Here is a 21,390-nt window from a genome sequence, read left to right on the forward strand (position 1 = left end):
CGCGTCCCCAGTGATCGGAGTCAGACGGCGAAGTCCGCCCCCGGTGATCCCCCGTCGACGTCGTGTGTGGCACCCGGGTCATCTCCCCAGATGACGTCGGGGTCCATCTCCCAGTCGGAGGAGATCACGTTCTCGATCTCGGCGGTGAACATGTTCGACCCCGTGAGGTCGCCATCCAATGCCGAGTCCGTCCAGATTCCCGCTTCGAAGTCCGCCGGTTCGGCCGGCGGTTCCGGCTCCATCGGTGCGTCGTGCCTCATGTCCTCACGACCTCCGTGTCGGGTGCTTCGCAGTGTACTGGTGTGCCCGGCTGCCTACCAGAGGCAGCCGGGCAAGAGGGGTCAGAACGCGATGTCGTTCAGGTCCCCGGACGGGTTGACGACCGTGACGTCCGAGACGTCGACGTCGAGCGATCCGTCGGTCATCGAGTTGTCCTGGAAGGAGTCCGTCGCCGTCCATGTCTCCGAGTCGTCGAACATCGAGTTGTCCTGGAACGAGTCGTTCACGGACCAGGAGTTGTCCGTCATCGAGTTGTCCGAGTTGTCGGTCGTGGAGTTATCGGAGTTGTCCGTCATCGAGTTGTCCTGGAACGAGTCGTTGATCGACCAGTTCTCCGAGAAGTCCTGGTTGAACGAGTCCGTGTACGACTCGTTGCCGATCGACACGTCGCCCATCGTGATGTCGGTGTCGATGTGCGTGAGCGTGCCGTCGTTGCCCGCCGCCACTGCTCCGTCTCCGGAGGCGGTGATGTTCGTGTTGGCGAACGTCTGGTTGACGTCACCGCCACCCGAGGGCGTCCCGTAGCCCAACCCGGCCAGTCCCGTCGCGCCGGCCGACGCCGCCCCGGCGGAGGTGGAGATGTTCTGGTTCACCGACTGGTCGCTCAACGTCGTCCGTGCGTCGATCGTGAAGTTGCCCGCACCGCCGACACCTGCGCCGCCCCCGCCGATGGTCACGTCGTTGAGACCCGAGTTGAACTGGCGCGTGCCGATGCTGATCGAGTGGTCGTTCAGCGTCGTGTTGCCCGAATCGTTCACCGAGTTGTCCTGGAACGAGTCGTTGATCGAGTTGTCGGAGTTGTCCGAGTTGTCCGAGTTATCGGAGTTGTCCGAGTTGTCCGAGTTATCCGAGTTATCCGAGTTATCGGAGTTGTCGGAGTTGTCCGTCGTCGAGTTATCGGAGTTGTCCGAGTTGTCGGAGTTGTCCGTCGTCGAGTTGTCCGAGTTGTCGGAGTTGTCCGAATTGTCCGAATTGTCCGAATTGTCCGAGTTGTCCGTCCACGAGTTGTCGGAGTTGTCGGAGTTGTCGGAGTTATCCGAGTCGTCCGAGTTGTCCGTCCACGAGTTGTCGGAGTTGTCCGAGTTCCCGTTCGCGACGTTGTCGAGGCCCAGATTCCACTGAGCACCGAGCATGTTGTCGTTGTCCTGCACAGCCATGATGTTCCCCTGTTCGTGAGTGCCGAGTGGCAAGTGCTACGAGTCTGCGCGCGAAGAGCGCGATGGGCATCGGGAGGGGACCCTGCGCTTGCAGAGGACTCGATAGGGGGTCGACAGGGTGTTCGCGTGTTCGGATAGGGGATCGGCCAGGACCTGACTCACGATACGGAAAGGGCCCGGATGCGTGATGCATCCGGGCCCTTCCGAGGACGTGGTCTCAGCGGACGACGACCGCGAGGACGTCGCGAGCGGAGAGGACGAGGAACTCGTCCGCGCCGAACTTCACCTCGGTGCCGCCGTACTTGCTGTAGAGCACGCGGTCGCCGACGGCGACGTCGAGCGGGACGCGGTTGCCGTTGTCATCGATGCGACCGGGGCCGACCGCCACGACCTCGCCCTCCTGGGGCTTCTCCTTGGCGGTGTCGGGGATGACCAGGCCACTCGCGGTGGTCTGCTCGGCCTCGACCTGCTTGATGACGATGCGGTCCTCGAGCGGCTTGATGGAAACCGACACGGTCTACCTCTTCTTTCTTGACGCTGACACGAAAGACTCGTTCGCACTCTCAACCCGAGAGTGCTAACAGCAGTCTACGGCGTCGGCTGGCACTCATGCAATGCGAGTGCCAGCCGGCCGCAGGAGCACGTCGGAACCCCGCACCTACACTGAGGTGGTGGAGATGACCGAGCTGCGCGCCCTGCTCACCCCCGAGGGACTCGATCTGCTGGATGCACTCGGACCCGTGGACGGTGTCGCCGACGTCGCGCGCTCCGTGTCCCGGCTCCGCGCGGCCGGCCACGCTCCCGATCTCGTCTCGGCCGTCGTCGGCCAGGCTCACCTCCGCTCCAAGGCGGCGGCCAAGTTCGGCGACTTCGCGGCACGGATGCTGTTCACGCGGTCAGGACTCGAGCAGGCCACCCGCCTCGGCGTGGCCGCGCGGCACGCGCAGCGTATGCGTCGTGCGGGGATCACGCGGATCGCCGACCTCGGATGCGGGATCGGCGGCGACGCCCTCGCCTTCGCCGGTGCAGGACTCGAGGTGCAGGGTGTGGATGCAGACGAGGTCACGGCGGCCATCGCCGCGTACAACCTCGCACCGTTCGGAGACGCCGCACAGGTGCAGCATGGGATCGCCCAGGACCACGTGCCCGCTCCGGCCGACGATCAGGCGATATGGCTGGACCCCGCACGACGGACCTCCGGCCACGGCGAGACGCGACGCGTTTCCTCCGACGACTACTCCCCGCCTCTCGACTGGGCGTTCAACGTGGCCTCCCGTCAGCCGACCGGGATCAAGCTCGGTCCGGGTCACGATCGCGACGCCCTTCCCGTCGAGGCCGAGGCGCAGTGGGTGAGCGCCGACGGCAGCGTGGTCGAACTCGTGCTGTGGACCGGCCCGCTGGCACGCGAGGGCGTGCGCCGGGCGGCCCTCGTGATCCGCGGAGACCGCTCGCACGAGCTGACTGCGGGGGCGGATGCCGAGGACGAACCCGCCCGCGATCTCGGAGCCTTCCTCCACGAGCCGGACGGCGCGGTGATCCGCGCGCGCCTGATCGGCGACGTGGCCCGCAGCCTCCAGGCGGGCATGCTCGACGAGCGCATCGCCTACCTGACCTCGGATGCCGCCCTCACGAGTCCGTTCGTGCAGTCGTTCCGAGTGCGCGAGACCATGCCCGCGAACCCGAAGGCGATCAGCGCCGTGCTGAAAGCCCACGACATCGGCGCTCTCGAGATCAAGAAGCGCGGCATGGACATCGATCCTGCGGCGTTCCGCAAGAAGCTCACGCTGCGCGGCGACGCCTCGGCGACGCTCTTCCTCACGCGCATCGGCGACCAGAGACGCGCGATCCTCGCCGACCGGGTGACCGCGGCCGACTGAGCTCAGCCGCCCGACTCCGACGTCGGCACCTCGACGAGGATCGGATCCTGATGCTCGCCGCCGAGTTCGATGTACGAGATGCCGATGTCGGCGGGGTCGCCCTGCTCGATCGTCAGGTACGGACTGCCCCACCCGGTGAACCGGATCCTCAGCGTCCACAGCACGGTGGTGCCGTCGTCCGCCGTCTCGAGGCTGAATGCGCGAAGGCCGCCGTTCCGGTCGTCGGACACCTGGCATGCCGTGGCCTCGCTCGCCGCATCCACGACCATGCACTGCACGAAACCGCCGCTCTGCGTGCCGTCCGCAGGCCGCTCCGCCAGCCAGACCGGCTCGTCGTGGAAGTATCCGACGATCGACAGCCCGGGCAGGTACCCGTCGGCGACCAGCGCCTCAGCACGCTCGCGCTCCGCGCCGTCGAACTGACCGAGCATCGTGTCGTTGATCTCCCAGCGGTAGATCCATGCCAGCGGCTCGCCGGAGGTCGTGAAACCGACGGTGGCCGAGATCGACGTACCGTACTCCTCAGCGGGGTCGTCGGGATCAGAGACCGGGACCGAGAGAGACACGTTCAGCGGCTCGCCGCCCTCGGCGTCGGCGCGAGCGCACTGGTCCTGGGAGGCCTCGCCGACGTCGAGCACGACGCAGGCGAGCTCGCCGTCTCGGCGGGTCGCGTACCAGACGACCGTGTCATCGTCTTCGGCGATGAGACGCACGCTTCCGTCGTCGTAGTCGTCACCGGCCTGCAGCTCGACGCGCCGCTCCTGCTGCCCCGGGCTGAGCGCGGCGGCGTCCGAGCCGCGACCGAAGAGGGCCCACCCGGCGGCGACGCCGACCAGGAGGAGCGCGAGGGATGCCGAGATCACGACCCGGAGATGCGTCTGCACGACGCGTCTCCACGAGGCTGCCGGATCCGCCGACGGCTCAGAGGACGGACGCCCGCCCGACGGCTCAGAGGACGGACGCCCGCCCGTCGGCTCCCGGGGCGTGTCGACGACTCGAGGAACGGGTGTCTCCGTCGAAGGCTCGTCCTGCGCCACCCGCCCGTCCGTCGCGTCGGGCTCGACGGTCTCGCCGAGGTCCGGGCGGCCGGACGGCATGCTCCTGGCGGACTCGAGGTCGGCCAGGCGCCGGGCCTCCTGATCGGTCAGCCGGCCATCGCGTCCGTAGGCCTTGCCCTGCAGTGCGCGGAGCTCGGCGGCGTCATCAGGACTCATCGGCCGGCTCCTTCTCGCGTGATCGTGAGGTACTCCTGCGCAAAGGCGGAGGTGTACTCGTACCGCGTCATCGTGCCGTCGTCTCCGACGTGCTCGAGCACGAGCGACTCGTCATCGCCGGTCATGAACCACGGATCCTGACAGACCATCTCGAGCTCCGGCTGCGATCCGTCGTAGACGAGACACCTCCGCTGAGTCTCCTTGTCGAGCCCCACCCACAACGGCACCCCGTCGTCGTAGCCGACGACTGCCACGGAACGACCGTCGAATCCCGCATCGGTGAGCGACGCGGCCACGGCGGCCTGCTCGCGGCTGGCGAACATGTTCGACGTCTGCGACGACGCTATGTATCCGTACGAGACCACGGCCGGGTCGCCGTCACGCGTGAGATACAGCTGTGCGCCGACCTCGTACTCCACGTCGTCCTCACCGTCTGCGACCACGATCGAGCTGCGGAGACCGCCCGCGAGCGCCTGCTCCCGCGATGTGCACGAGGGAACCGTGGACGCCCCGTCGCCCAACACCATGCACACGATGGAGCCCTCGTCCTTCGTCGCGTACCAGACGACCACGTCGCGCTCGGTCGTGACCGCCCGGACCGAACCCTGGTCGAAGGTCCCCGACGCGACCAGCTGACTCTGCGATTCCTGCTGCTCGGCCGACAGCTGCACGGTCGCGGCACGTCCGTCGCCGAACATCGCCCATCCGAGCAGCACGCCGAGCGCGACGCACACGACGACGATTCCCACGAGCAGGCCGAAGCGACTCAGCACACCTCGAGCAGACGCCGGCCGCGCAGCGTCCTCCGAGGCGATGCCGCTCGTCGTGCGAGCGTCCGCTGCGTGATCCTCGAGCGGAAGCCGTAAGTCGGCGACGAAAACCGGTTCGGGAGCGGATGCTGCAGGCGACGGCGCAGCCGCCGCCCCATCGAGCTCGCGCAGACGCTGCGCCTCGGCATCCGTGAGCCGCCCTTGGCGCCCGTAGGCCTTGGCCTGCAGTGCGCGGAGCTCCCGGACGTCCTCGGCAGCCGGCATCGCTCAGCCGAGCCTCTCGAACTGCATCCCGGCCCACACCAGCCAGGCGAGGCTGTAGACCGTCGCGCACAGGCCCAGGACGAGGGCCCAGCGGGCGATGCTGCGGCTCTCGACGGGCCGGCGCAACGACATGATGGCCGCGATCACCGCCACCACGGCGATGGGGATCCCCCATCCCACGAAGAACGACGCCGCGAGGGCCACGATCGCCGCCATCAGCGCCCACGGCGCGAGCCGGGTCTCGTCGAGAGTGACGGGTGCGGTCGAGGGCACCCATCCCGCCTCACGCGGGGTCGCGTCCGCGTCGGGGCCGCTCACGACCACCGGTTCGACGCTCACTGGCCCGGTGGGGAGCCTGGTGTACCCGTCACGCCGGGCTCCGGGCAGGCGCGCGGAACCTGCGGGTCGCTCCACCTCGCCGCTCGGCCGATCGATGCTGGTGTGCGATCGGCTGGGTCCACGCGCAGCATCCGCAGCCGATTCGAGACCGTTTTCGGGGCGCGCGCCGTCGCTCATCACACCACCGCCGCGTTCTCGCCGACCTGGATCTCGGTCACAGGCAGGGTCGAGTCCGCGCCGAATGCGAGGGTCGACGGCCGCCTGCCCGAGGAGATCAGCTCTGCGGCCAGCGCCGCGATCATGGCCCCGTTGTCGGTGCACAGTGACAGCGGTGGAATCCGCACGGTGACGCCGGCGGCCTCCGCCCGAGCGAGCGCGACCTCCCGCAGCCGGCGGTTCGCGATCACACCGCCGCCGAGCAGCAGCCGAGGCACACCCAGATCCGCGCACGCGGCGAGCGCCTTCGTCACGAGCACGTCGACGACCGCTTCGCGGAAGCTCGCCGCGACGTCCGCTACCGGCACCTCGACCCCGTCAGCCTCGCAGCGCTCGACCCATCGCGCGACCGCTGTCTTGAGCCCGGAGAACGAGAAGTCGTACCGGTGCTTTGCCATGTCGGAGGCACGGGACAGGCCGCGCGGGAAGCGGATCGCCGCGGGATCGCCGTCGAGCGCCGCCCGGTCGACCTCCGGTCCCCCGGGGTACGGCAGCGACAGCAGACGAGCGACCTTGTCGAAGGCCTCGCCCGCCGCGTCATCCATGGTCTCGCCGAGCATCTCGACGTCCGTCGTGAGGTCGCGCACGTGCAAGAGAGAGGTGTGACCGCCCGACACCAGCAGCGCGACGGTCGGGTACTCGAGCGGCTCGGAGTCCGGCGTGAGGATGTCGGCGGCGATGTGCCCCACGAGGTGGTTGACGGCGTACAGGGGCTTGTCGAGCGCGACGGCCAATCCTTTGGCGGCACCCACGCCCACCATGAGTGCGCCTGCGAGGCCGGGCCCGCTCGTCACGGCCACCGCGTCGAGGTCGTCGAGGCGCACACCGGCCTCGGTCAGCGCCGCGTCGATCGACGGCTGCAGCGCTTCGAGGTGCGCACGCGCAGCGACCTCCGGAACCACGCCCCCATATCGGGCGTGCTCGTCCATGCTCGACGCGATCGTGTTCGACAGCAGCGTCCGGCCGCGCACGATTCCGATGCCCGTCTCGTCGCAGCTCGTCTCGATGCCCAGCACCAGAGGCTCGGTCATGCAGTCGCCTCCTTCGCGGCATCCGTGGTCGCACCGCGCCGATGCTGCAGCACGAGCCGCATCACGATCGCGTCCACGTCGTCGGGCTGGTAGTACCGGGGGCGTCGTCCGATCTCCTCGAATCCCTCCGAGCGGTAGAGACCCTCCGCCCCGGGGTTGTCCGCACGGACCTCGAGGAACACCTCGCGTGCACCGCGCTCCGCCGCTGTCTCGAGCAACGCCCGCAGCAGAGCCCGTCCGCGGCCGGCGCCCCGGTGCTCCGCGTCGAACGCGATGGTCTGGATGTCGGCGTCACCTGAGCCTTCGAGCGCACGCACCCCGCCGTAGCCGATCACACTCCCCTCGTGCTCGTCCACGAGATATCGACCGTGCGGGCTGCCCAGCTCGAGCGCCATGGCCTGCGCACTCCACGCGTCGGTCGGGAACGAGCGACGCTCTATCGTCATGATGGCATCGAGGTCGTCCGGGGTCGCCGCGCGCAGAGTCACAGTCCGACCTTCTTCGGCGCACCGGGTACCGACACGTCGGGGTGCCGCAGGTACAGGGGCTCCTCACCGGCGAGCGTGCGTCCGGCCGCGATGGCACGGGCGCCGACGCGAGCGAGGTCGGCGGCCGAGAGCGTGGACACCTCGATCCCCCTCGTGCCCGAGAGCGCATCGTCGAGCCCGGCACGCGGCACGAGCACAGTCTCGGCGACCACATGCGGGATGCCCACCTCGTCGACGCCGTCGAACACGGTCACGGCGACCTCACGTCGGCGCGCGTCCGTGACGATCGCGAAGCGGCCGTAGACGCCGTCCTCGTCGATCGCGGTGAGGGCCGCGGCGAGGTGGCTCGGCACAGGGACGACCGGGATGCCGCGCCCCAGGGCGAAGGTGCGAGCCGCGGCGATGCCGATCCGGAGGCCCGTGAACGGACCGGGGCCCATCCCTGCGACGACGTGCGTCACGGTGTCGCCATCCGCTCCGTCGACGACGTCGCGCAACAGGTCGCCGATCACCTCGGCATGACCCATCGGATCGTCGGTCGAGGCCTCGGCGCGGAGGGCTCCGTCGTCCGCGACGATCGCGACGGCAGTGCCCAGGGAGGTATCGACGGCGAGGATCACCCCTCCAGGGTAGTCGGCGCCGGATCGACGGGCGCTGCGCGCCGCCCACGCTCGATCGTCACATGGCGGGGAGCATCGGCATCCAGCTCGGACGGATCGATGTCGTGGTCGACGCCGACCGGACGCTCGAGCTCGACGTCCCACCAGGACTCGGCGAGCTCCTCGGCCATGCCCCTCCCCCACTCGATCACGACGACCGAACGGTCCAGGTCGAGGTCGAGGTCCTCCAGCTCCGCGCCGGAGCCCAATCGGTAGGCATCGACGTGCACGAGCGGTGCGCGCCCCACCAGCGAGGGGTGGGTGCGGGCGATCACGAACGTCGGGCTCTGCACGGGTCCCCGAACACCCAGGCCTTCGGCGAGGCCCCGCGTGAAGGTGGTCTTCCCGGCGCCCAGCGGGCCGGTGAGGATCAGCAGATCACCGGCGACGAGCTGCTCGCCGATGCGAAACCCCAGCTGCTCCATCGCATCCGACGTGGCGATCTCGTGCCGCCCGAAGAACGCCGGATCGACCGTCATGCCGACCGCCGAGCAACCCGCGCGCCGATGCGCGTGACGATCTCGTAGTTGATGGTCGACGCCGCGTTCGCCCACTCCGCCGCCGAGGGGACGCCGAGCGTCGGGTCGCCGAACAGGATCACCTCGTCGCCGATCGACACCGCGGCGTCGCCGACATCCACCACGAACTGGTCCATCGCGATGCGGCCGACGTTCGTGTAGCGACGACCGTTGATCGAGACGGGGAGGCGACCGGAGCCGTGACGCGGCACACCGTCGGCGTATCCGAGCGGAACGAGGACCAGCGTCGTGTCGTGCGGAGCCCTGTGATCGTAGCCGTACGAGACACCCGAGCCTGCGGGAACGCGACGCACCGCGGCGACCGCACCCCGCAGGGTCATCGCGGGGCGGAGTCCCAGCTCGGCGGAGGAACGGTCCTCGAACGGCGAGAGTCCGTAGATGCCGACGCCGATGCGGACGGCATCGAGACGCATCTCCGGCAGGTCGATGGCTGCGGCGGTCGCCGCGATGTGGCGGAGCTCGGGGCGGATGCCGAAGGACGCGGCCGCGGCGACGGCATCCTCGAAGCGGGCGAGAGCGTCACGGTCGTCCTGCGGCGAGGTGTTCGAGAGGTGGCTGAACAGTCCGATGATGCGCAGCCGACCGATGCGCTCGAGCCGTGCCGCCTCCGCGAGCACGCGGCGCCAGTCCGCCGGCGCGATGCCGTTGCGCGACAGCCCCGTCTCGAACTTGAGGTGAACGCCCACCGGGCGGTCGACGGATGCCGCGGCTGCGGCGGCCTCGAGCTGGTCGAACGACGAGATGCCGAGCTCGATCCCGTGCTCGGCCGCCTGCTCGAAGCGCTCCCCCGGCGCATGCAACCACGCCATGATCGGCGCCGTGATCCCCTGGCGCCGCAGATCGAGCGCCTCGGGGATCTCGGCTACTCCGAGACGCGTCGCCCCACCGGCGAGGGCGGCGACGGCGGAGGCGGCCGCCCCGTGGCCGTAGGCGTTGGCCTTGACCACCGCGATGACCTCGACGCCCGTGAGCCGGCGGAAGTGCCGGACGTTGTCGCTGATCGCGTCGAGGTCGATGCGCGCTTCGCGGAACGGAACGGTCACAGGGGGTCTCCTTCCGCGACGACGAACGCGGCCGCGAAGCCGGCGTCGTGGGTGAGGGTCAGGTGCAGGCGGCTGATCCCGCGCTCGGCGACCGCCTCGGCGGTCGTGCCCGACAGGACGAAGTGCGGGCGTCCGGAGGGCTCGGAGGCGATCTCGATCTCGGTCCAGTGCACGCCGTCCGAGCCGCCGAGGGTCTTGATGAGCGCCTCCTTGGCCGCGAAGCGCGCTGCCAGAGAGGGAAGCCGCAGCGCGCGCTCCGCGGGGGCGAACAGGCGTTCGCGCAGTCGCGGCGTGCGCTCGAGGGTCCGCTCGAACCGCGGGATGTCGACGAGGTCGATGCCGGTCCCGATGATCACCTGTTCAGCCTAGTCGCGCCGCCCCGGCATCCCTCCCGGATCCGGCGTACCACGGCCTCTACTCGACGGTGACGGACTTCGCGAGGTTGCGCGGCTGGTCGACGTCGAGGCCCTTGGCCGTGGCGAGGGCCATGGCGAAGACCTGCAGCGGGACCACGCCCAGCAACGGCTCGAACATCGCGCCCGCCAGGGGGATGCGGATGACCTCGTCGGCGAACGGGAGCACCGCGGCGTCTCCTTCTTCGGCCACGACGATCACCCGCGCTCCGCGAGCGCGGATCTCCTGGATATTGGAGACGACCTTCGAGTGCACGAGCGCCGAGTGGCGCGGCGAGGGCACGAGCACGAACACCGGCTGCCCGGGCTCGATCAACGCGATCGGTCCGTGCTTCAGCTCACCCGCTGCGAAGCCCTCCGCATGGATGTACGAGATCTCCTTGAGCTTGAGCGCACCCTCGAGTGCGATGGGGTAGCCCACGTGACGGCCCAGGAAGAGGACGGAGCGGGTGTCCGCCATCCAACTGGCCAATTGCGAGACATGCTCCTGCTCGGTCTCGAGCACCTTGGCCACTTTGTCTGGCAGGCTCGTGAGCTCCTCGACATCGGTCGCCGCGTCCTGCACGGTGCCGCGCACGCGCCCCATGTGCAGGCCGAGGAGCAGGAGTGCGGTGATCTGGGCGGAGAACGCCTTGGTCGACGCGACGGCGACCTCGGGGCCGGCGTGCGTGTAGACCACGGCGTCGGACTCGCGCGGGATCGTCGCACCCTGCGTGTTGCAGATCGACAGCGTGCGTGCGCCGCGCTCGCGCGCGTACTTGACAGCCATGAGAGTGTCCATGGTCTCGCCCGACTGGCTGATGGACACGACCAGGGTGTCGTCGCCGATCACCGGGTCGCGGTAGCGGAACTCATGCGCGAGTTCGACATCGACGGGCACGCGCGCCCACTGCTCGATCGCGTACTTGCCGACAAGCGCGGCATAGGACGCCGTGCCACACGCGGTGATGATGACGCGGTTGATACCGGTGAAGAGCTCATCGAGACCGTCGAGTTCGGGGATGATCACCTGATCGCCCTGGATGCGGCCGCGGATCGTGTTCGCGACCGCCTCGGGCTGCTCAGCGACCTCCTTGGCCATGAAGCTCGGCCATCCGCCCTTCTCCGCCGCCGCGGCATCCCAGGAGATGTCGAAGGGCTCGGCCTCGACCGGGGTGCCGGCGAAGTCGGTGACGGTGACCGCGTCCGGCGTGATCGAGACGATCTGGTCCTGCCCGATCGCGAGCGCCTTGCGGGTGTGCTCGACGAATGCGGCGACATCGGAGCCGAGGAAGTTCTCGCCCTCCCCGAGCCCGATCACGAGCGGCGAGTTGCGGCGTGCGCCGACCACGAGGCCCGGGTGGTCCTGATGCATCGCGAGCAGCGTGAAGGCGCCCTCGAGGCGGTTCACGACACTGCGGAACGCGAGCTGGAGGTCTCCGCCGTTGCTGCGGTACTCGCGGCCGAGCAGGGCGGCGGCGACCTCGGTGTCGGTCTCGCTGCGGAAGGCGACGCCTGAGGCAGCCAGCTCGCCGCGGAGCGAGGCGAAGTTCTCGATGATGCCGTTGTGGATCAGCGCGAGGCGATCGTCGTCGGCGAGATGCGGGTGCGCGTTGACATCGGTGGGGCCGCCGTGGGTCGCCCAGCGAGTGTGACCGATGCCCGTGTTGCCGTCGGCGAGTGCCGCGTCGGCGAGCGAGTCGCGCAGGGCCGACAACTTCCCGGCCTTCTTGCGCATCCCGAGCGAGCCTTCTCCGTCGATGACGGCGACACCCGCGGAGTCGTAGCCGCGGTACTCGAGACGGGCGAGACCGGCGAGCAGGATGTCCTGGCTGGGCCGCGGGCCCACGTAACCGACGATTCCACACATAGGTCCAAGAGTAAGCGCCGCATTTTGCGAAGGTTCCGAACGAAATCCTCGCCTCACCGGAGGCTGGTGCCGCCTGCTCAGAGCTTGCGCAGCAGGACGCTCTCGACGTTGTGGTCGGCGCCCTTGTTCAGCACGAGTCGGGCACGATGCTTGGTGGGCATCACATTCTCGATGAGGTTCGGCATGTTGATCTCGTTCCAATACCCCAGAGCCGTCGTGATCGCCTCGTCGTCCGTGAGGTGCGCGAAGACGTTGAAGTACGACGACGGGTTCGAGAACGCCCCCTGCCGGAGCGCCAGGAACCGGTCGACGTACCACTTCTCGATGTGCGAGGTGTCGGCGTCCACGAAGATCGAGAAGTCGAACAGATCGCTCACCGCGACGTCGTTCGGCGCCGGCGGCGGCTGCAGCACGTTGAGGCCTTCGACGATCACGACGTCGGGTCGACGTACCACGACGTGCGCATCGGGCACGATGTCGTAGCGCATGTGCGAGTAGAACGGCGCGCGCACCTCCGCCGCGCCGCTCTTGACCTCGGTGAGGAACTCGATCAATGCGCGACGGTCGTAGGACTCGGGGAATCCCTTGCGTTCCATGAGACCGCGACGTTCGAGCTCGGCGTTCGGATACAGGAAGCCATCGGTCGTCACGAGTTCGACCCGTGGGGTGCCGGGCCAGCGCGCCATGAGCTCACGCAGGAGCCGCGCGATCGTCGACTTCCCCACGGCCACGGAGCCGGCGACGCCGACCACGAACGGCGTCGTCGAGTCGTCCTCCTGAAGGAAGTCGCTCGTGGCCGCGCCGAGGCGCTTGGTCGCCGTCGCGTACAGGCTCAGGAGACGGCTCAGCGGCAGATACACCTCTCGCACCTCGGTGAGGTCGAGTCGATCGCCGATGCCGCGCAGCTCGACGACCTCCGTCTCGGTGAGCGGCTGGTCGAGTCCCGCTGCGAGCCTCGCCCACTCGGCGCGCCCGATCTCCCGATACGGAGACAGCGGGGGCGCGGGGTCGACGGTGGTCACCGCACCATCGTATCGGCGCTGCCGATAGTCTCGTTCCGTGCGCCTGGGAGTCCTCGACATCGGTTCCAACACCGTCCACATGCTCGCCGCGGATGTGCGTGCGGGAGGACGCCCGCTCGCGACCACGAGCGACCGCACCGTGCTGCGCCTCATGCGCTATCTCACGGACGACGGGTCCATCTCGGAGGACGGAGTCTGCGCACTCGAGGCCGCGGTCAGCCGTGCACGCCAGGTCGCAGAGGCGGAACACGTCGACGAGCTCCTCGCGACCGCGACGAGCGCCGTGCGCGACGCGCGCAACGGCGCCGAGGTCATCGCCCGCATCGAGGCGGCACTCGGCCAGCCGCTGCAGGTCCTCGACGGAGAGACCGAGGCCGAGCTGACGTTCCTCGCGGTGCGCCGGTGGTTCGGCTGGTCGGCGGGGCAGATCCTGCTGCTGGACATCGGGGGCGGCTCACTGGAGATCGCGGCGGGCGGTGAGGAGCTGCCCGATGCCGCCGCATCCGTCCCACTTGGCGCAGGACGCATGACCGTGCAGTTCCTTCCGCACGATCCGCCGGGCGAGGACGACGTGGAACGCCTCCGCACGCATGCTCAGCAGACGATCGGCACCGTCCTGCCGCGCTTCGAGGCGCTGCCGCGCCCCGATCACGTCGTCGGATCCTCCAAGGCGATCCGCTCGCTCGCGCGACTCGTGGGCTACCCGGTTCCGGGCTGGTCGGGATCCGAGCGGATGCTGCTGCCCCGCGCCGCTCTCGGCTCGTGGATCCCGCGACTCGCCCGCCTTCCCGCGTCCGCCCGCCAGGAGCTGCCCGGCATCACGGCCGACCGCACGTTCCAGATCGTCGCCGCCGCGGTGTCGCTGCATGCGGCGATGAGCGCGCTGAAGGTCGACGAGCTCGAGGTGTCACCCTGGGCGCTGCGTGAGGGTGTGCTGCTGCGGTACATCGAGCAGCTGGGCCAGCGGGGCTGACCCGGCCGCTCGACGCACCGTCAGAGCATCGCTCCGCGTCGTGACGCGTCAGAGCGCGAGGCTCTCGCGCACGACGTCGGAGAGACGCTCGGCGTAGGACTGCGCCGAGGCGGCATCCGCTGCTTCGACCATCACGCGGACGAGCGGTTCTGTGCCGGACTTGCGCAGAAGCACGCGACCGGTGTCGCCGAGTTCGGCCTCGACGGAGCGCACCGCTGCCTGCACGTCCTCGTCGCCGTACACCGCGTCCTTGTCGACGCCGCGCACATTGATCAGCACCTGCGGGTAGACGGTCATGACCGCCGCGAGCTCCGCGATCGACTTCTGCTGTCGCGCCATCTCCGCGACCAGGTGGAGTCCGGTGAGGAGGCCGTCGCCGGTCGTGGCGAACTCGCTCATGATGACGTGCCCGGACTGCTCGCCGCCCAGGGCGTAACCGCCCTGGTTCATGTCTTCGAGCACGTAGCGGTCGCCGACAGCGGTCTGACGAACCGTGATGCCGTGCTCACGCATGGCGACGTGCAGGCCGAGGTTGCTCATGACGGTCGCGACGAGCGTGTCGTCGGTGAGGCGTCCGCGCTCCTTCATCGACACCGCCAGGATCGCCATGATCTGATCGCCGTCGATCACGTTGCCCTGCGCATCGACCGCGAGGCAGCGGTCCGCGTCGCCGTCGTGCGCGATGCCGATGTCGGCGCCGAGGCGCACCACGGCCTCTGCGAGGTTGTCGAGGTGCGTGGAGCCGACGCCGTCGTTGATGTTCCAGCCGTCGGGGTCGGCGCCGATCACCGTCACCTCGGCGCCCGCGTCGCGGAAGGTCTCGGGGGACACGCCGGACGCCGCACCGTGGGCGCAGTCGAGCACGACCTTGATGCCGTTGAGGCGATTCGGCAGCGACCCGAGCAGGTGCACGACGTAGCGGTCCTCGGCATCCGAGAACCGGATGATGCGACCGACGCCTGCGCCGGTCGGGCGCAGCTTCTCGCCCGCCATCGCGGCCTCGATGCGCTCCTCGACGATGTCGGGGAGCTTGACGCCGCCTCGGGCGAAGATCTTGATGCCGTTGTCGGGCGCCGCGTTGTGCGATGCGGAGATCATGACACCGAAGTCGGCGTCACGGTCGGCCACGAGGAACGCGAGAGCGGGGGTCGGGATGACACCCGCCTCGAGCACGTCGACTCCCGAGGACGCGAGGCCCGCGGCGACAGCGGCCTCGAGGAAGTGCCCGGAGACACGGGGGTCTCGGGCCACCACCGCGGTGAGGCGCTTGCCTTCGGCGATGCGGGCCTCCGCGGTACGGCCCTGGCCCAGGACGACAGCAGTCGCCTGGGCCAGGGTGAGCGCCAGGTCGGCGGTGAGGATGCCGTTGGCAAGCCCTCGCACGCCGTCCGTGCCAAAGATCGGCATCGGACCGGTGGACCTTAACGCTTGGAGTACTGAGGCGCCTTACGGGCCTTCTTGAGTCCGGCCTTCTTGCGCTCCTTGACGCGAGCGTCGCGCGACAGGAAGCCGGCCTTCTTCAGGGTCGGACGGTTGTTCTCCGCGTCGATGCCGTTGAGGGCACGGGCGATGCCGAGACGCAGCGCGCCGGCCTGACCCGAAGGGCCGCCGCCGGAGATGCGCGCGATGACGTCGTAGCCGCCCGCGAGGTTGAGCACCGTGAACGGGTCGTTGATCAGCTGCTGGTGCAGCTTGTTCGGGAAGTAGTCCTCGATCGAACGGCCGTTGACCGTGATCGTGCCCGAGCCGGGAACGAGACGCACGCGGGCGATGGCCTGCTTGCGACGGCCGACAGCGGCACCCGGAACGCTGAGCACGGGGCGGGGAGCCGCGTCGACAGCGTCGGTCTCGGGGGTCGAGGTCGAGAAGTTCTGGAGGTTTTCGGTGGAGTCCTGGATGTCAGCCACGAGTATGTCCTTAGTCTGTACGGCGCTTACTGGGCGACCTGGTCGAGGGTGTACGGCTGGGGCTGCTGCGCGGCGTGGGGGTGCTCGCCACCCGTGTACACCTTGAGCTTCGACAGCTGCTGACGGCCGAGGCTGTTCTTGGGAAGCATGCCACGGATGGCCTTCTCCACAGCGCGGACCGGGTTCTTCTCGAGGAGCTCGGCGTAGTTGACGGCCTTGAGACCACCCGGGTAGCCGGAGTGACGGTAGGCCATCTTCTTCTGGAGCTTCTGCCCCGTGAGCGCGACCTTGTCGGCGTTCACGATGATGACGAAGTCACCGGAGTCGATGTGGTTGGCGAAGGTCGGCTTGTGCTTGCCTCGCAGGAGAGCTGCGGCGTGCGAGGCCAGACGGCCGAGAACGACGTCGGTGGCGTCGATGACGACCCAGTCGCGCTGGACTTCGCCAGCCTTGGGAGTGAAAGTGCGCGTCACGATAGTGCTGCTTTCTTGTTCGAACGGAGAGGTTCGTGAATCCCACTCCGGGGTGGTTCCCTGTGGTCTGTGACCAGAGCTTCGGGGAACACGCCAGTGGAGGGCTCACGTTCGCGGCACCCGGCAGTCGAGTACCAAAGAGACAGCTTACGTCATCCCGCGCGATCCCCCAAACCGGGGCGGCGAGGGCGCCGAGTGCCGCTGGTCAGTCGAGCCGCGCGGTCACCAGGATCGGCCGGTGATCGCTCGACCTCTGCGGCAGCGTCGTGACCCGCTCGATCTCGAAACCCGCGGAGGTCGCGAAGTCGTAGTGCCCGCGGAAGACCCGGTACCGCGTGTAGGTGTGATCGTCACTCAGCGTGAGCGCGTAGCCGTGCTCTCGCACCGCATGCCCGAGGTTCTCCTTGAAGACCGGGTAATTGTAGTCGCCGACCATGAGCTGCGGCAGCCCCTCCCCCAACGTCGCGAGTTCGGTGAGCGCGGCGCGGATCTGGTGACGGCGCAGCGAGTTCAGAGCCGTCAGCGGCGCGGCATGGAACGACGCGGCGATGAACTCGCGTCCCGCATCGATGTCGCGCAGCCGTGCCCCGAGGACCCGTTCGTGGGCGGGTTTGGCGATCCGATCGTGCAGCGACTTCTTGAGTTCGATCGTGCGGATCGCCTGGAGGTGGAACTCGCTCTCGCGATAGAACATCGCGAGTCCCAGTCGGTTGCCCTGCGTCGCGTCGGCGATAGCGAGATCCCCGATCCTCTCGGGGAGATCCAGCACGTCGCACTCCTGGAGGCACAGCAGGTCGGGATCGTGCTCGGCGACGAGTGCCGCGAGCTCCCCCGCGGCACGGTGCTTCTGCAGGTTGTACGAGATGACCTTCATAGCGATCCCACGCTACCCCCCGGTGCTGTGATGAGGCTCCGGATCAGCCGTCATACCCCCAGCGCACCCCGAGGACGCCGGGTCCGAAGCCGTGTCGCGCGACGTGGACCGTGCCTCCGCGCACGGCCCGCATCGTGGAGACGTACTCCTCCTCGGTCTCGAGGTACTCCTCGCACCAGGTCGGCACCGCCTCCGGCGGGAAACGCACCCAGATCACCGTCTCCCGTGCCGCGCGCGAGGTCGCGTGCCAGGCGTACTTCCGCACGGGATACCCGGGCGGGAACGACTCGGAGAACTCGAACAGCGTCGTGGCGCCGGTCACGATGGGATGGTCGAGCGCGATCACGACGCCCGACAGCAGGCGTCCCGGATGCAGGTACTCGCGCACGATCCGGCCGCCGACGACATCCGAGATCACGGACATGACGTCGGTCTCCGTCGGCGCGACGTCGATCAGCGGCAGCTCGGAGATCGTGCCCCGCGTCGCCTGCACGAGCGAACGCATCACGATGCGCTCGACCGCGCCGTCCGTCCCGACAGTGACCGTGAGGTGCGTCGACAGGTCGCGGAGGGAATCCTGGGGTGCCGCGTGCAGGGCGGCGAGGGTCTCCTCGGTCTCGCGATGCTCTCGCTCCTCGTCGAACGGCAGTCGCGGCGGGGCGACGGGTCCCAGTCGCGGCGACGGTCCGAGGAGACTCGTGAGGTGGCCGCGGTCGAGTCCCAGTCGATCCTCGATGCCCTCCACGACGCTCAGCGACTGAGGCCCCTCCGGCTGACGATCACCCGAGCGCCAGTAGCTGAGAGTGGCGGTCGACACCGGGTTCCCGTCGTCCACGAGAAGGCTGCGCAAGCGCGCGAGGGTGATGCCCCGCTCGGCGATCGCCGCGCGGAACGCCACCGCGAACGCACCGCTCGGCTCGTCCATCCGGTCCATCACAGTTCCCTCGTCGTCGTGTGAAGAAGCCCCGAGTAGGTTCAGTGTACGGTTCCGCGGCGCTTACCCCTCGTTCCGCGAGCCCTCGTCGTGCCGGCGCGGATCGCAGACGCCACCGGCACGCCTCCCTCGGCCGCGGTCGTCCGCTAGGGGTAGCGGACGGCCGCGGTGGGACCGCCTGTCGTCAGCCGGCCGAGGAGTCCCTTCGAGCCCGGGTCTGCGCGGCGCGTGTCGACAGGAGGTCGTCCGCGGGATAGCCGACCTCGGTGAGGGTCAGACCGCGCGCGGCGAGCACCTTGAACTCGCTCGTGCGGGTGAGGGCATCGCGCAGCACCACGAGGTCGTCGACGCCGAGGCGGCCCTCCCCCACGGCCGCGCACGCTCCGACCAGGGCGCGCACCATGCTGTGGCAGAAGGCATCGGCTTTGACCTCGGCCACCAGCACGCCCTCCGCATCCCGGCTCCATCGATAGTCGAGCAGAGTGCGGATGGTCGTCGCCTCCTCGCGCGGCTTGCAGTACGCGGCGAAGTCGTGCAGGCCGATGAGCGTCCGTGCCGCGGCGTCCATGGCGTCGGCGTCGAGGATGCCGCGATGCGTCGTCGTGTCGAGCCGGCGCAGCGGATCGTAACCCGATGTCGCGTCGGCGAGGCGGTAGCGGTAACGGCGCCACACGGCCGAGAAGCGAGCGTCGAATCCCTCGGGCGCGATCGTCGTGCGCGTGACGGTGACGTCCGGGTAGGCGCCGAGCACACCGCGCATGCGCCCGGCGATCGACCCTGCGGGATCCTGGGCGGCGCGTCCGTGGCGGGATTCGATACGCCGCCATTGCCCGTCGTCCAGATCGACGTGCGCCACCTGCCCCTCGGCGTGCACCCCCGCATCCGTGCGTCCGGCGACGACGAACTGCACCTCGGAGCCGACGATGCGTGCGAGCGCCGACTCGAGCGTGCCCTGTACCGTGCGGAGGGAGGGCTGCCTCGCCCACCCGCGGAAGTGGGTGCCGTCGTAGGCGATGTCGAGCCGGATGCGCACGACTCCAGCCTACGGGTGCGGTCAGACGCCGCCGTCGATCGAGCGGATCGCACCGGCGGGGTCGTCGGGCACCATGACCTCGGTGTCGCGGTTGAGGCTCTCACCGCGGAAGAACCTCTTCGAGCGCGGGAAGAGGTACCAGAGGAACATGAGCACCAGACCGAACGCGAGCGAGCCGATGCCGATCACGAACGTGCCGCCGATGCCGAACAGCACCGTGTACCCGTAGTCGACGTCCCACATGTCGATCGCCGACTGCACGAACGCGTAGGTGAGCATGAGACCCCCGAGCAGCGGGAACAGGCCCTTGAAGAAGAAGTCCCGAGCCGATCGGGTCAGATCCTTCCGGAAGTACCAGACGCAGGCGAATCCGGTGATCGCGTAGTAGAACGCGATCGCGAGTCCGAGCGAGAGGATCGAGTCCTGCAGGATGTTGTCGCTGATGAGCGTCATGCCGACGTAGTAGGCCGAGGCGACGACTCCCATGACGATCGTGGAGAACGAGGGCGTCTTGTACGTGGGGTGCACATCCTTGAACTTCGCGGGCAGAGCCCGGTACACGCCCATCGCGAGCGTTCCGCGTGCGGTCGGCAGGATCGTCGTCTGGGTGGAGGAGATCGCGGAGATGATGACCGACACGACCAGCACCCATCCGAACGGGCCGAGCAGTCCGTCCTTGATGGCGAGGAAGAAGTCGTCGGCGTTGGCCTCGTTGCCGAGCCCGGTGCCGCTCTCGCCGAGGCCGGCGTACATCATCGCGGCGATCGTGACCGCGACGTAGGTGAACAGCAGGATGACGGTGGTGAGCAGGGCCGCGCGTCCCGGGATGCGCTTGGGGTCCTTGGTCTCCTCGTTGAGGGCGAGGCACGTGTCCCAGCCCCAGTAGATGAACAGCGCGAGCAGGATCGCCTCGATGAACCCGGAGTAGTCGGTGAAGGCGAAAGGGTTCAACCATGCGATGTCGAACGGCGTCGGGTTCGGAGCCGTGCCTCCGAAGAACTGCCAGAGCGCCGCGACGACGAAGATCGCGAGGGCCAGGTACTGGATGCCGAGCAGGATGTTCTGGATGCGCTCGCCGATCTCGACGCCGCGCCAGCTGACCCAGGTCATCGCGGCGATGAAGAACACGGCGACGAGGATGATGCGCCAGTCGTTGTTCTCGAGGTCGAAGCCGATCAGCGACCAGAAGTAGACCGAGGCGATCTGCGCGAGGTTGGCGAGCACGACCATGCCCGCGACCGCGACGCCCCAGCCGCCCATCCAGCCGACCCAGGGCCCGAAGGCCTTGGTACCCCAGGTGAAGGTCGTGCCGCAGTCGGGCACGGCGTTGTTCAGCTCGCGGTAGGCGAAGGCGATCAGGAGCATCGGGATGAACGCGATGATGAACGCGATCGGCGCCTGAGCGCCCACGGCGAGCACGACGAAGCCGAGGGTCGCCACGAGCGAATACACCGGGGCGGTGGAGGCGAGACCGATCACGGTCGATCCCCACAGTCCCAGTGAGCCGCTCGCGAGGCCCTTGCCGTCAGGTCGTTCCAGGTGGATGGGCGTCGTTGCTGCCATGCTCAGAAGATACGACTTCCACGCATCTCGCGTCAATCGTTTTCTTCGACCGATGGATTTCGCAATCCAAGAGGGGTGTCATCGACGGATTCCGTCGGATCACTCGCGACCCAGCATCCCGTCCGCATGATCCGCGACCCACTTCACCAGCGGCAGCATCCGCTCCATCAGATCGCGGCCGAGGGGGGTGAGGCTGTACTCGACGTGCGGCGGCACCGTCGGGAAGGACTCCCGATGCACGAGTCCGTCGTCGGCGAGCGTGCGGAGGGTCGAGGCCAGCATCTTCTCGCTGATGCCCCCGACCTCGCGTCGCAGCTCCCCCCAGCGCCGCGTGCCGTCGGAGAGGCTCGACAGGACGAGCACGCCCCACTTGCTCATGACGTGATCGAGGATCACGCGCGTGCCGCATCCGGGTTCGAAGATCTGCGGCGTGGATTCCTTTATCTGCGCAAAACTCACCGTCACGTATGTAC

The 21,390-nt window shown here is 68.7% G+C and carries 24 protein-coding genes; 2 read left to right on the forward strand and 22 right to left on the reverse strand.

From position 1 onward, the window contains the following. Positions 1–20: 20 nt before the first annotated feature. The 3 genes from MRBLMX7_RS05415 to groES form a co-directional block, all read right to left on the reverse strand. Positions 21–260: a hypothetical protein gene (locus tag MRBLMX7_RS05415; RefSeq protein ID WP_363366538.1), complete on the reverse strand. Its 240-nt coding sequence runs from the start codon at positions 258–260 to the stop codon at positions 21–23. A gap of 81 nt (positions 261–341) precedes the next feature. Continuing rightward, positions 342–1,436, reverse strand: a complete 1,095-nt coding sequence (locus MRBLMX7_RS05420; RefSeq protein ID WP_363366539.1) for a hypothetical protein — start codon at positions 1,434–1,436, stop codon at positions 342–344. 217 nt (positions 1,437–1,653) lie between these two features. Then, positions 1,654–1,950: a co-chaperone GroES gene (gene groES / locus MRBLMX7_RS05425; protein ID WP_017203655.1), complete on the reverse strand. Its 297-nt coding sequence runs from the start codon at positions 1,948–1,950 to the stop codon at positions 1,654–1,656. A 157-nt stretch (positions 1,951–2,107) separates the two neighbouring features. On the opposite strand from groES, the gene MRBLMX7_RS05430 reads away from it, so the two are divergent. Next, complete coding sequence (locus MRBLMX7_RS05430) at positions 2,108–3,313, forward strand: class I SAM-dependent methyltransferase (RefSeq protein ID WP_363366540.1); 1,206 nt, start codon at positions 2,108–2,110, stop codon at positions 3,311–3,313. 2 nt (positions 3,314–3,315) lie between these two features. Here MRBLMX7_RS05430 and MRBLMX7_RS05435 read toward each other — a convergent pair whose 3' ends face one another. The 11 genes from MRBLMX7_RS05435 to coaA all read right to left on the reverse strand — a co-directional run bounded on the left by MRBLMX7_RS05435 (position 3,316) and on the right by coaA (position 13,220). After that, complete coding sequence (locus tag MRBLMX7_RS05435; protein ID WP_363366541.1) at positions 3,316–4,527, reverse strand: hypothetical protein; 1,212 nt, start codon at positions 4,525–4,527, stop codon at positions 3,316–3,318. Next, positions 4,524–5,561, reverse strand: coding sequence for a hypothetical protein (locus MRBLMX7_RS05440; protein ID WP_363366542.1), 1,038 nt, complete (start codon positions 5,559–5,561; stop codon positions 4,524–4,526). Before MRBLMX7_RS05440 ends, MRBLMX7_RS05435 begins: the two co-directional genes overlap by 4 nt. 3 nt (positions 5,562–5,564) lie before the next feature. Continuing rightward, positions 5,565–5,900, reverse strand: coding sequence for a hypothetical protein (locus MRBLMX7_RS05445; RefSeq protein WP_363366543.1), 336 nt, complete (start codon positions 5,898–5,900; stop codon positions 5,565–5,567). Between the two features lie 176 nt (positions 5,901–6,076). Further along, positions 6,077–7,147: a tRNA (adenosine(37)-N6)-threonylcarbamoyltransferase complex transferase subunit TsaD gene (gene tsaD, locus MRBLMX7_RS05450; protein ID WP_363366544.1), complete on the reverse strand. Its 1,071-nt coding sequence runs from the start codon at positions 7,145–7,147 to the stop codon at positions 6,077–6,079. After that, positions 7,144–7,635 carry a ribosomal protein S18-alanine N-acetyltransferase gene (gene rimI, locus MRBLMX7_RS05455; protein ID WP_363366545.1) on the reverse strand — a complete coding sequence of 164 codons (492 nt, stop codon included), beginning with the start codon at positions 7,633–7,635 and terminating at the stop codon, positions 7,144–7,146. The genes tsaD and rimI overlap by 4 nt, the downstream gene beginning before the upstream one ends. After that, positions 7,632–8,255 (reverse strand): tRNA (adenosine(37)-N6)-threonylcarbamoyltransferase complex dimerization subunit type 1 TsaB, encoded by a 624-nt coding sequence (gene tsaB / locus MRBLMX7_RS05460; protein WP_363366546.1) that lies wholly within the window; start codon positions 8,253–8,255, stop codon positions 7,632–7,634. Before tsaB ends, rimI begins: the two co-directional genes overlap by 4 nt. Beyond that, positions 8,252–8,773 carry a tRNA (adenosine(37)-N6)-threonylcarbamoyltransferase complex ATPase subunit type 1 TsaE gene (tsaE, locus tag MRBLMX7_RS05465; RefSeq protein ID WP_363366547.1) on the reverse strand — a complete coding sequence of 174 codons (522 nt, stop codon included), beginning with the start codon at positions 8,771–8,773 and terminating at the stop codon, positions 8,252–8,254. The genes tsaB and tsaE overlap by 4 nt, the downstream gene beginning before the upstream one ends. Next, complete coding sequence (gene alr / locus MRBLMX7_RS05470; protein ID WP_363366548.1) at positions 8,770–9,876, reverse strand: alanine racemase; 1,107 nt, start codon at positions 9,874–9,876, stop codon at positions 8,770–8,772. Before alr ends, tsaE begins: the two co-directional genes overlap by 4 nt. Then, on the reverse strand, positions 9,873–10,232 hold the full coding sequence (locus tag MRBLMX7_RS05475) for a holo-ACP synthase (RefSeq protein ID WP_363366549.1): 360 nt from the start codon (positions 10,230–10,232) through the stop codon (positions 9,873–9,875). Before MRBLMX7_RS05475 ends, alr begins: the two co-directional genes overlap by 4 nt. A 58-nt stretch (positions 10,233–10,290) precedes the next feature. Beyond that, on the reverse strand, positions 10,291–12,138 hold the full coding sequence (gene glmS, locus MRBLMX7_RS05480) for a glutamine--fructose-6-phosphate transaminase (isomerizing) (RefSeq protein WP_363366550.1): 1,848 nt from the start codon (positions 12,136–12,138) through the stop codon (positions 10,291–10,293). A gap of 77 nt (positions 12,139–12,215) precedes the next feature. Continuing rightward, complete coding sequence (gene coaA / locus MRBLMX7_RS05485; protein WP_363366551.1) at positions 12,216–13,220, reverse strand: type I pantothenate kinase; 1,005 nt, start codon at positions 13,218–13,220, stop codon at positions 12,216–12,218. Here coaA and MRBLMX7_RS05490 point away from each other — a divergent pair. Next, a complete protein-coding gene (locus MRBLMX7_RS05490) occupies positions 13,198–14,133 on the forward strand; it encodes a Ppx/GppA phosphatase family protein (protein ID WP_050721662.1) in 936 nt (311 codons plus the stop codon). The two genes, coaA and MRBLMX7_RS05490, sit on opposite strands and share 23 nt — an antisense overlap. Before the next feature lie 48 nt (positions 14,134–14,181). Here the strand turns inward: MRBLMX7_RS05490 and glmM are convergent, their stop codons facing one another. From glmM to MRBLMX7_RS05530, 8 genes are all read right to left on the reverse strand, one after another. Continuing rightward, positions 14,182–15,540: a phosphoglucosamine mutase gene (glmM, locus tag MRBLMX7_RS05495; protein ID WP_363366552.1), complete on the reverse strand. Its 1,359-nt coding sequence runs from the start codon at positions 15,538–15,540 to the stop codon at positions 14,182–14,184. Positions 15,541–15,554: 14 nt separating this feature from the next. After that, on the reverse strand, positions 15,555–16,040 hold the full coding sequence (rpsI, locus tag MRBLMX7_RS05500; RefSeq protein WP_363366553.1) for a 30S ribosomal protein S9: 486 nt from the start codon (positions 16,038–16,040) through the stop codon (positions 15,555–15,557). Between the two features lie 26 nt (positions 16,041–16,066). Then, positions 16,067–16,513, reverse strand: a complete 447-nt coding sequence (gene rplM / locus MRBLMX7_RS05505) for a 50S ribosomal protein L13 (RefSeq protein ID WP_050721665.1) — start codon at positions 16,511–16,513, stop codon at positions 16,067–16,069. Positions 16,514–16,718: 205 nt separating this feature from the next. Beyond that, positions 16,719–17,387 (reverse strand): endonuclease/exonuclease/phosphatase family protein, encoded by a 669-nt coding sequence (locus MRBLMX7_RS05510; RefSeq protein ID WP_363366554.1) that lies wholly within the window; start codon positions 17,385–17,387, stop codon positions 16,719–16,721. 43 nt (positions 17,388–17,430) lie between these two features. After that, complete coding sequence (locus MRBLMX7_RS05515) at positions 17,431–18,321, reverse strand: hypothetical protein (RefSeq protein WP_363366555.1); 891 nt, start codon at positions 18,319–18,321, stop codon at positions 17,431–17,433. 184 nt (positions 18,322–18,505) lie between these two features. After that, positions 18,506–19,354, reverse strand: coding sequence for a tRNA pseudouridine(38-40) synthase TruA (truA, locus tag MRBLMX7_RS05520; RefSeq protein WP_363366556.1), 849 nt, complete (start codon positions 19,352–19,354; stop codon positions 18,506–18,508). Between the two features lie 21 nt (positions 19,355–19,375). Further along, positions 19,376–20,917 carry an APC family permease gene (locus tag MRBLMX7_RS05525; RefSeq protein ID WP_363366557.1) on the reverse strand — a complete coding sequence of 514 codons (1,542 nt, stop codon included), beginning with the start codon at positions 20,915–20,917 and terminating at the stop codon, positions 19,376–19,378. A 99-nt stretch (positions 20,918–21,016) separates the two neighbouring features. Next, positions 21,017–21,382, reverse strand: coding sequence for a winged helix-turn-helix transcriptional regulator (locus MRBLMX7_RS05530; protein ID WP_363366558.1), 366 nt, complete (start codon positions 21,380–21,382; stop codon positions 21,017–21,019). Between the last annotated feature and the right edge of the window lie 8 nt (positions 21,383–21,390).

This window comes from Microbacterium sp. LMX7-1.2, from assembly GCF_040675935.1.
In the GTDB taxonomy this organism is placed as follows: Bacteria; Actinomycetota; Actinomycetes; order Actinomycetales; family Microbacteriaceae; genus Microbacterium.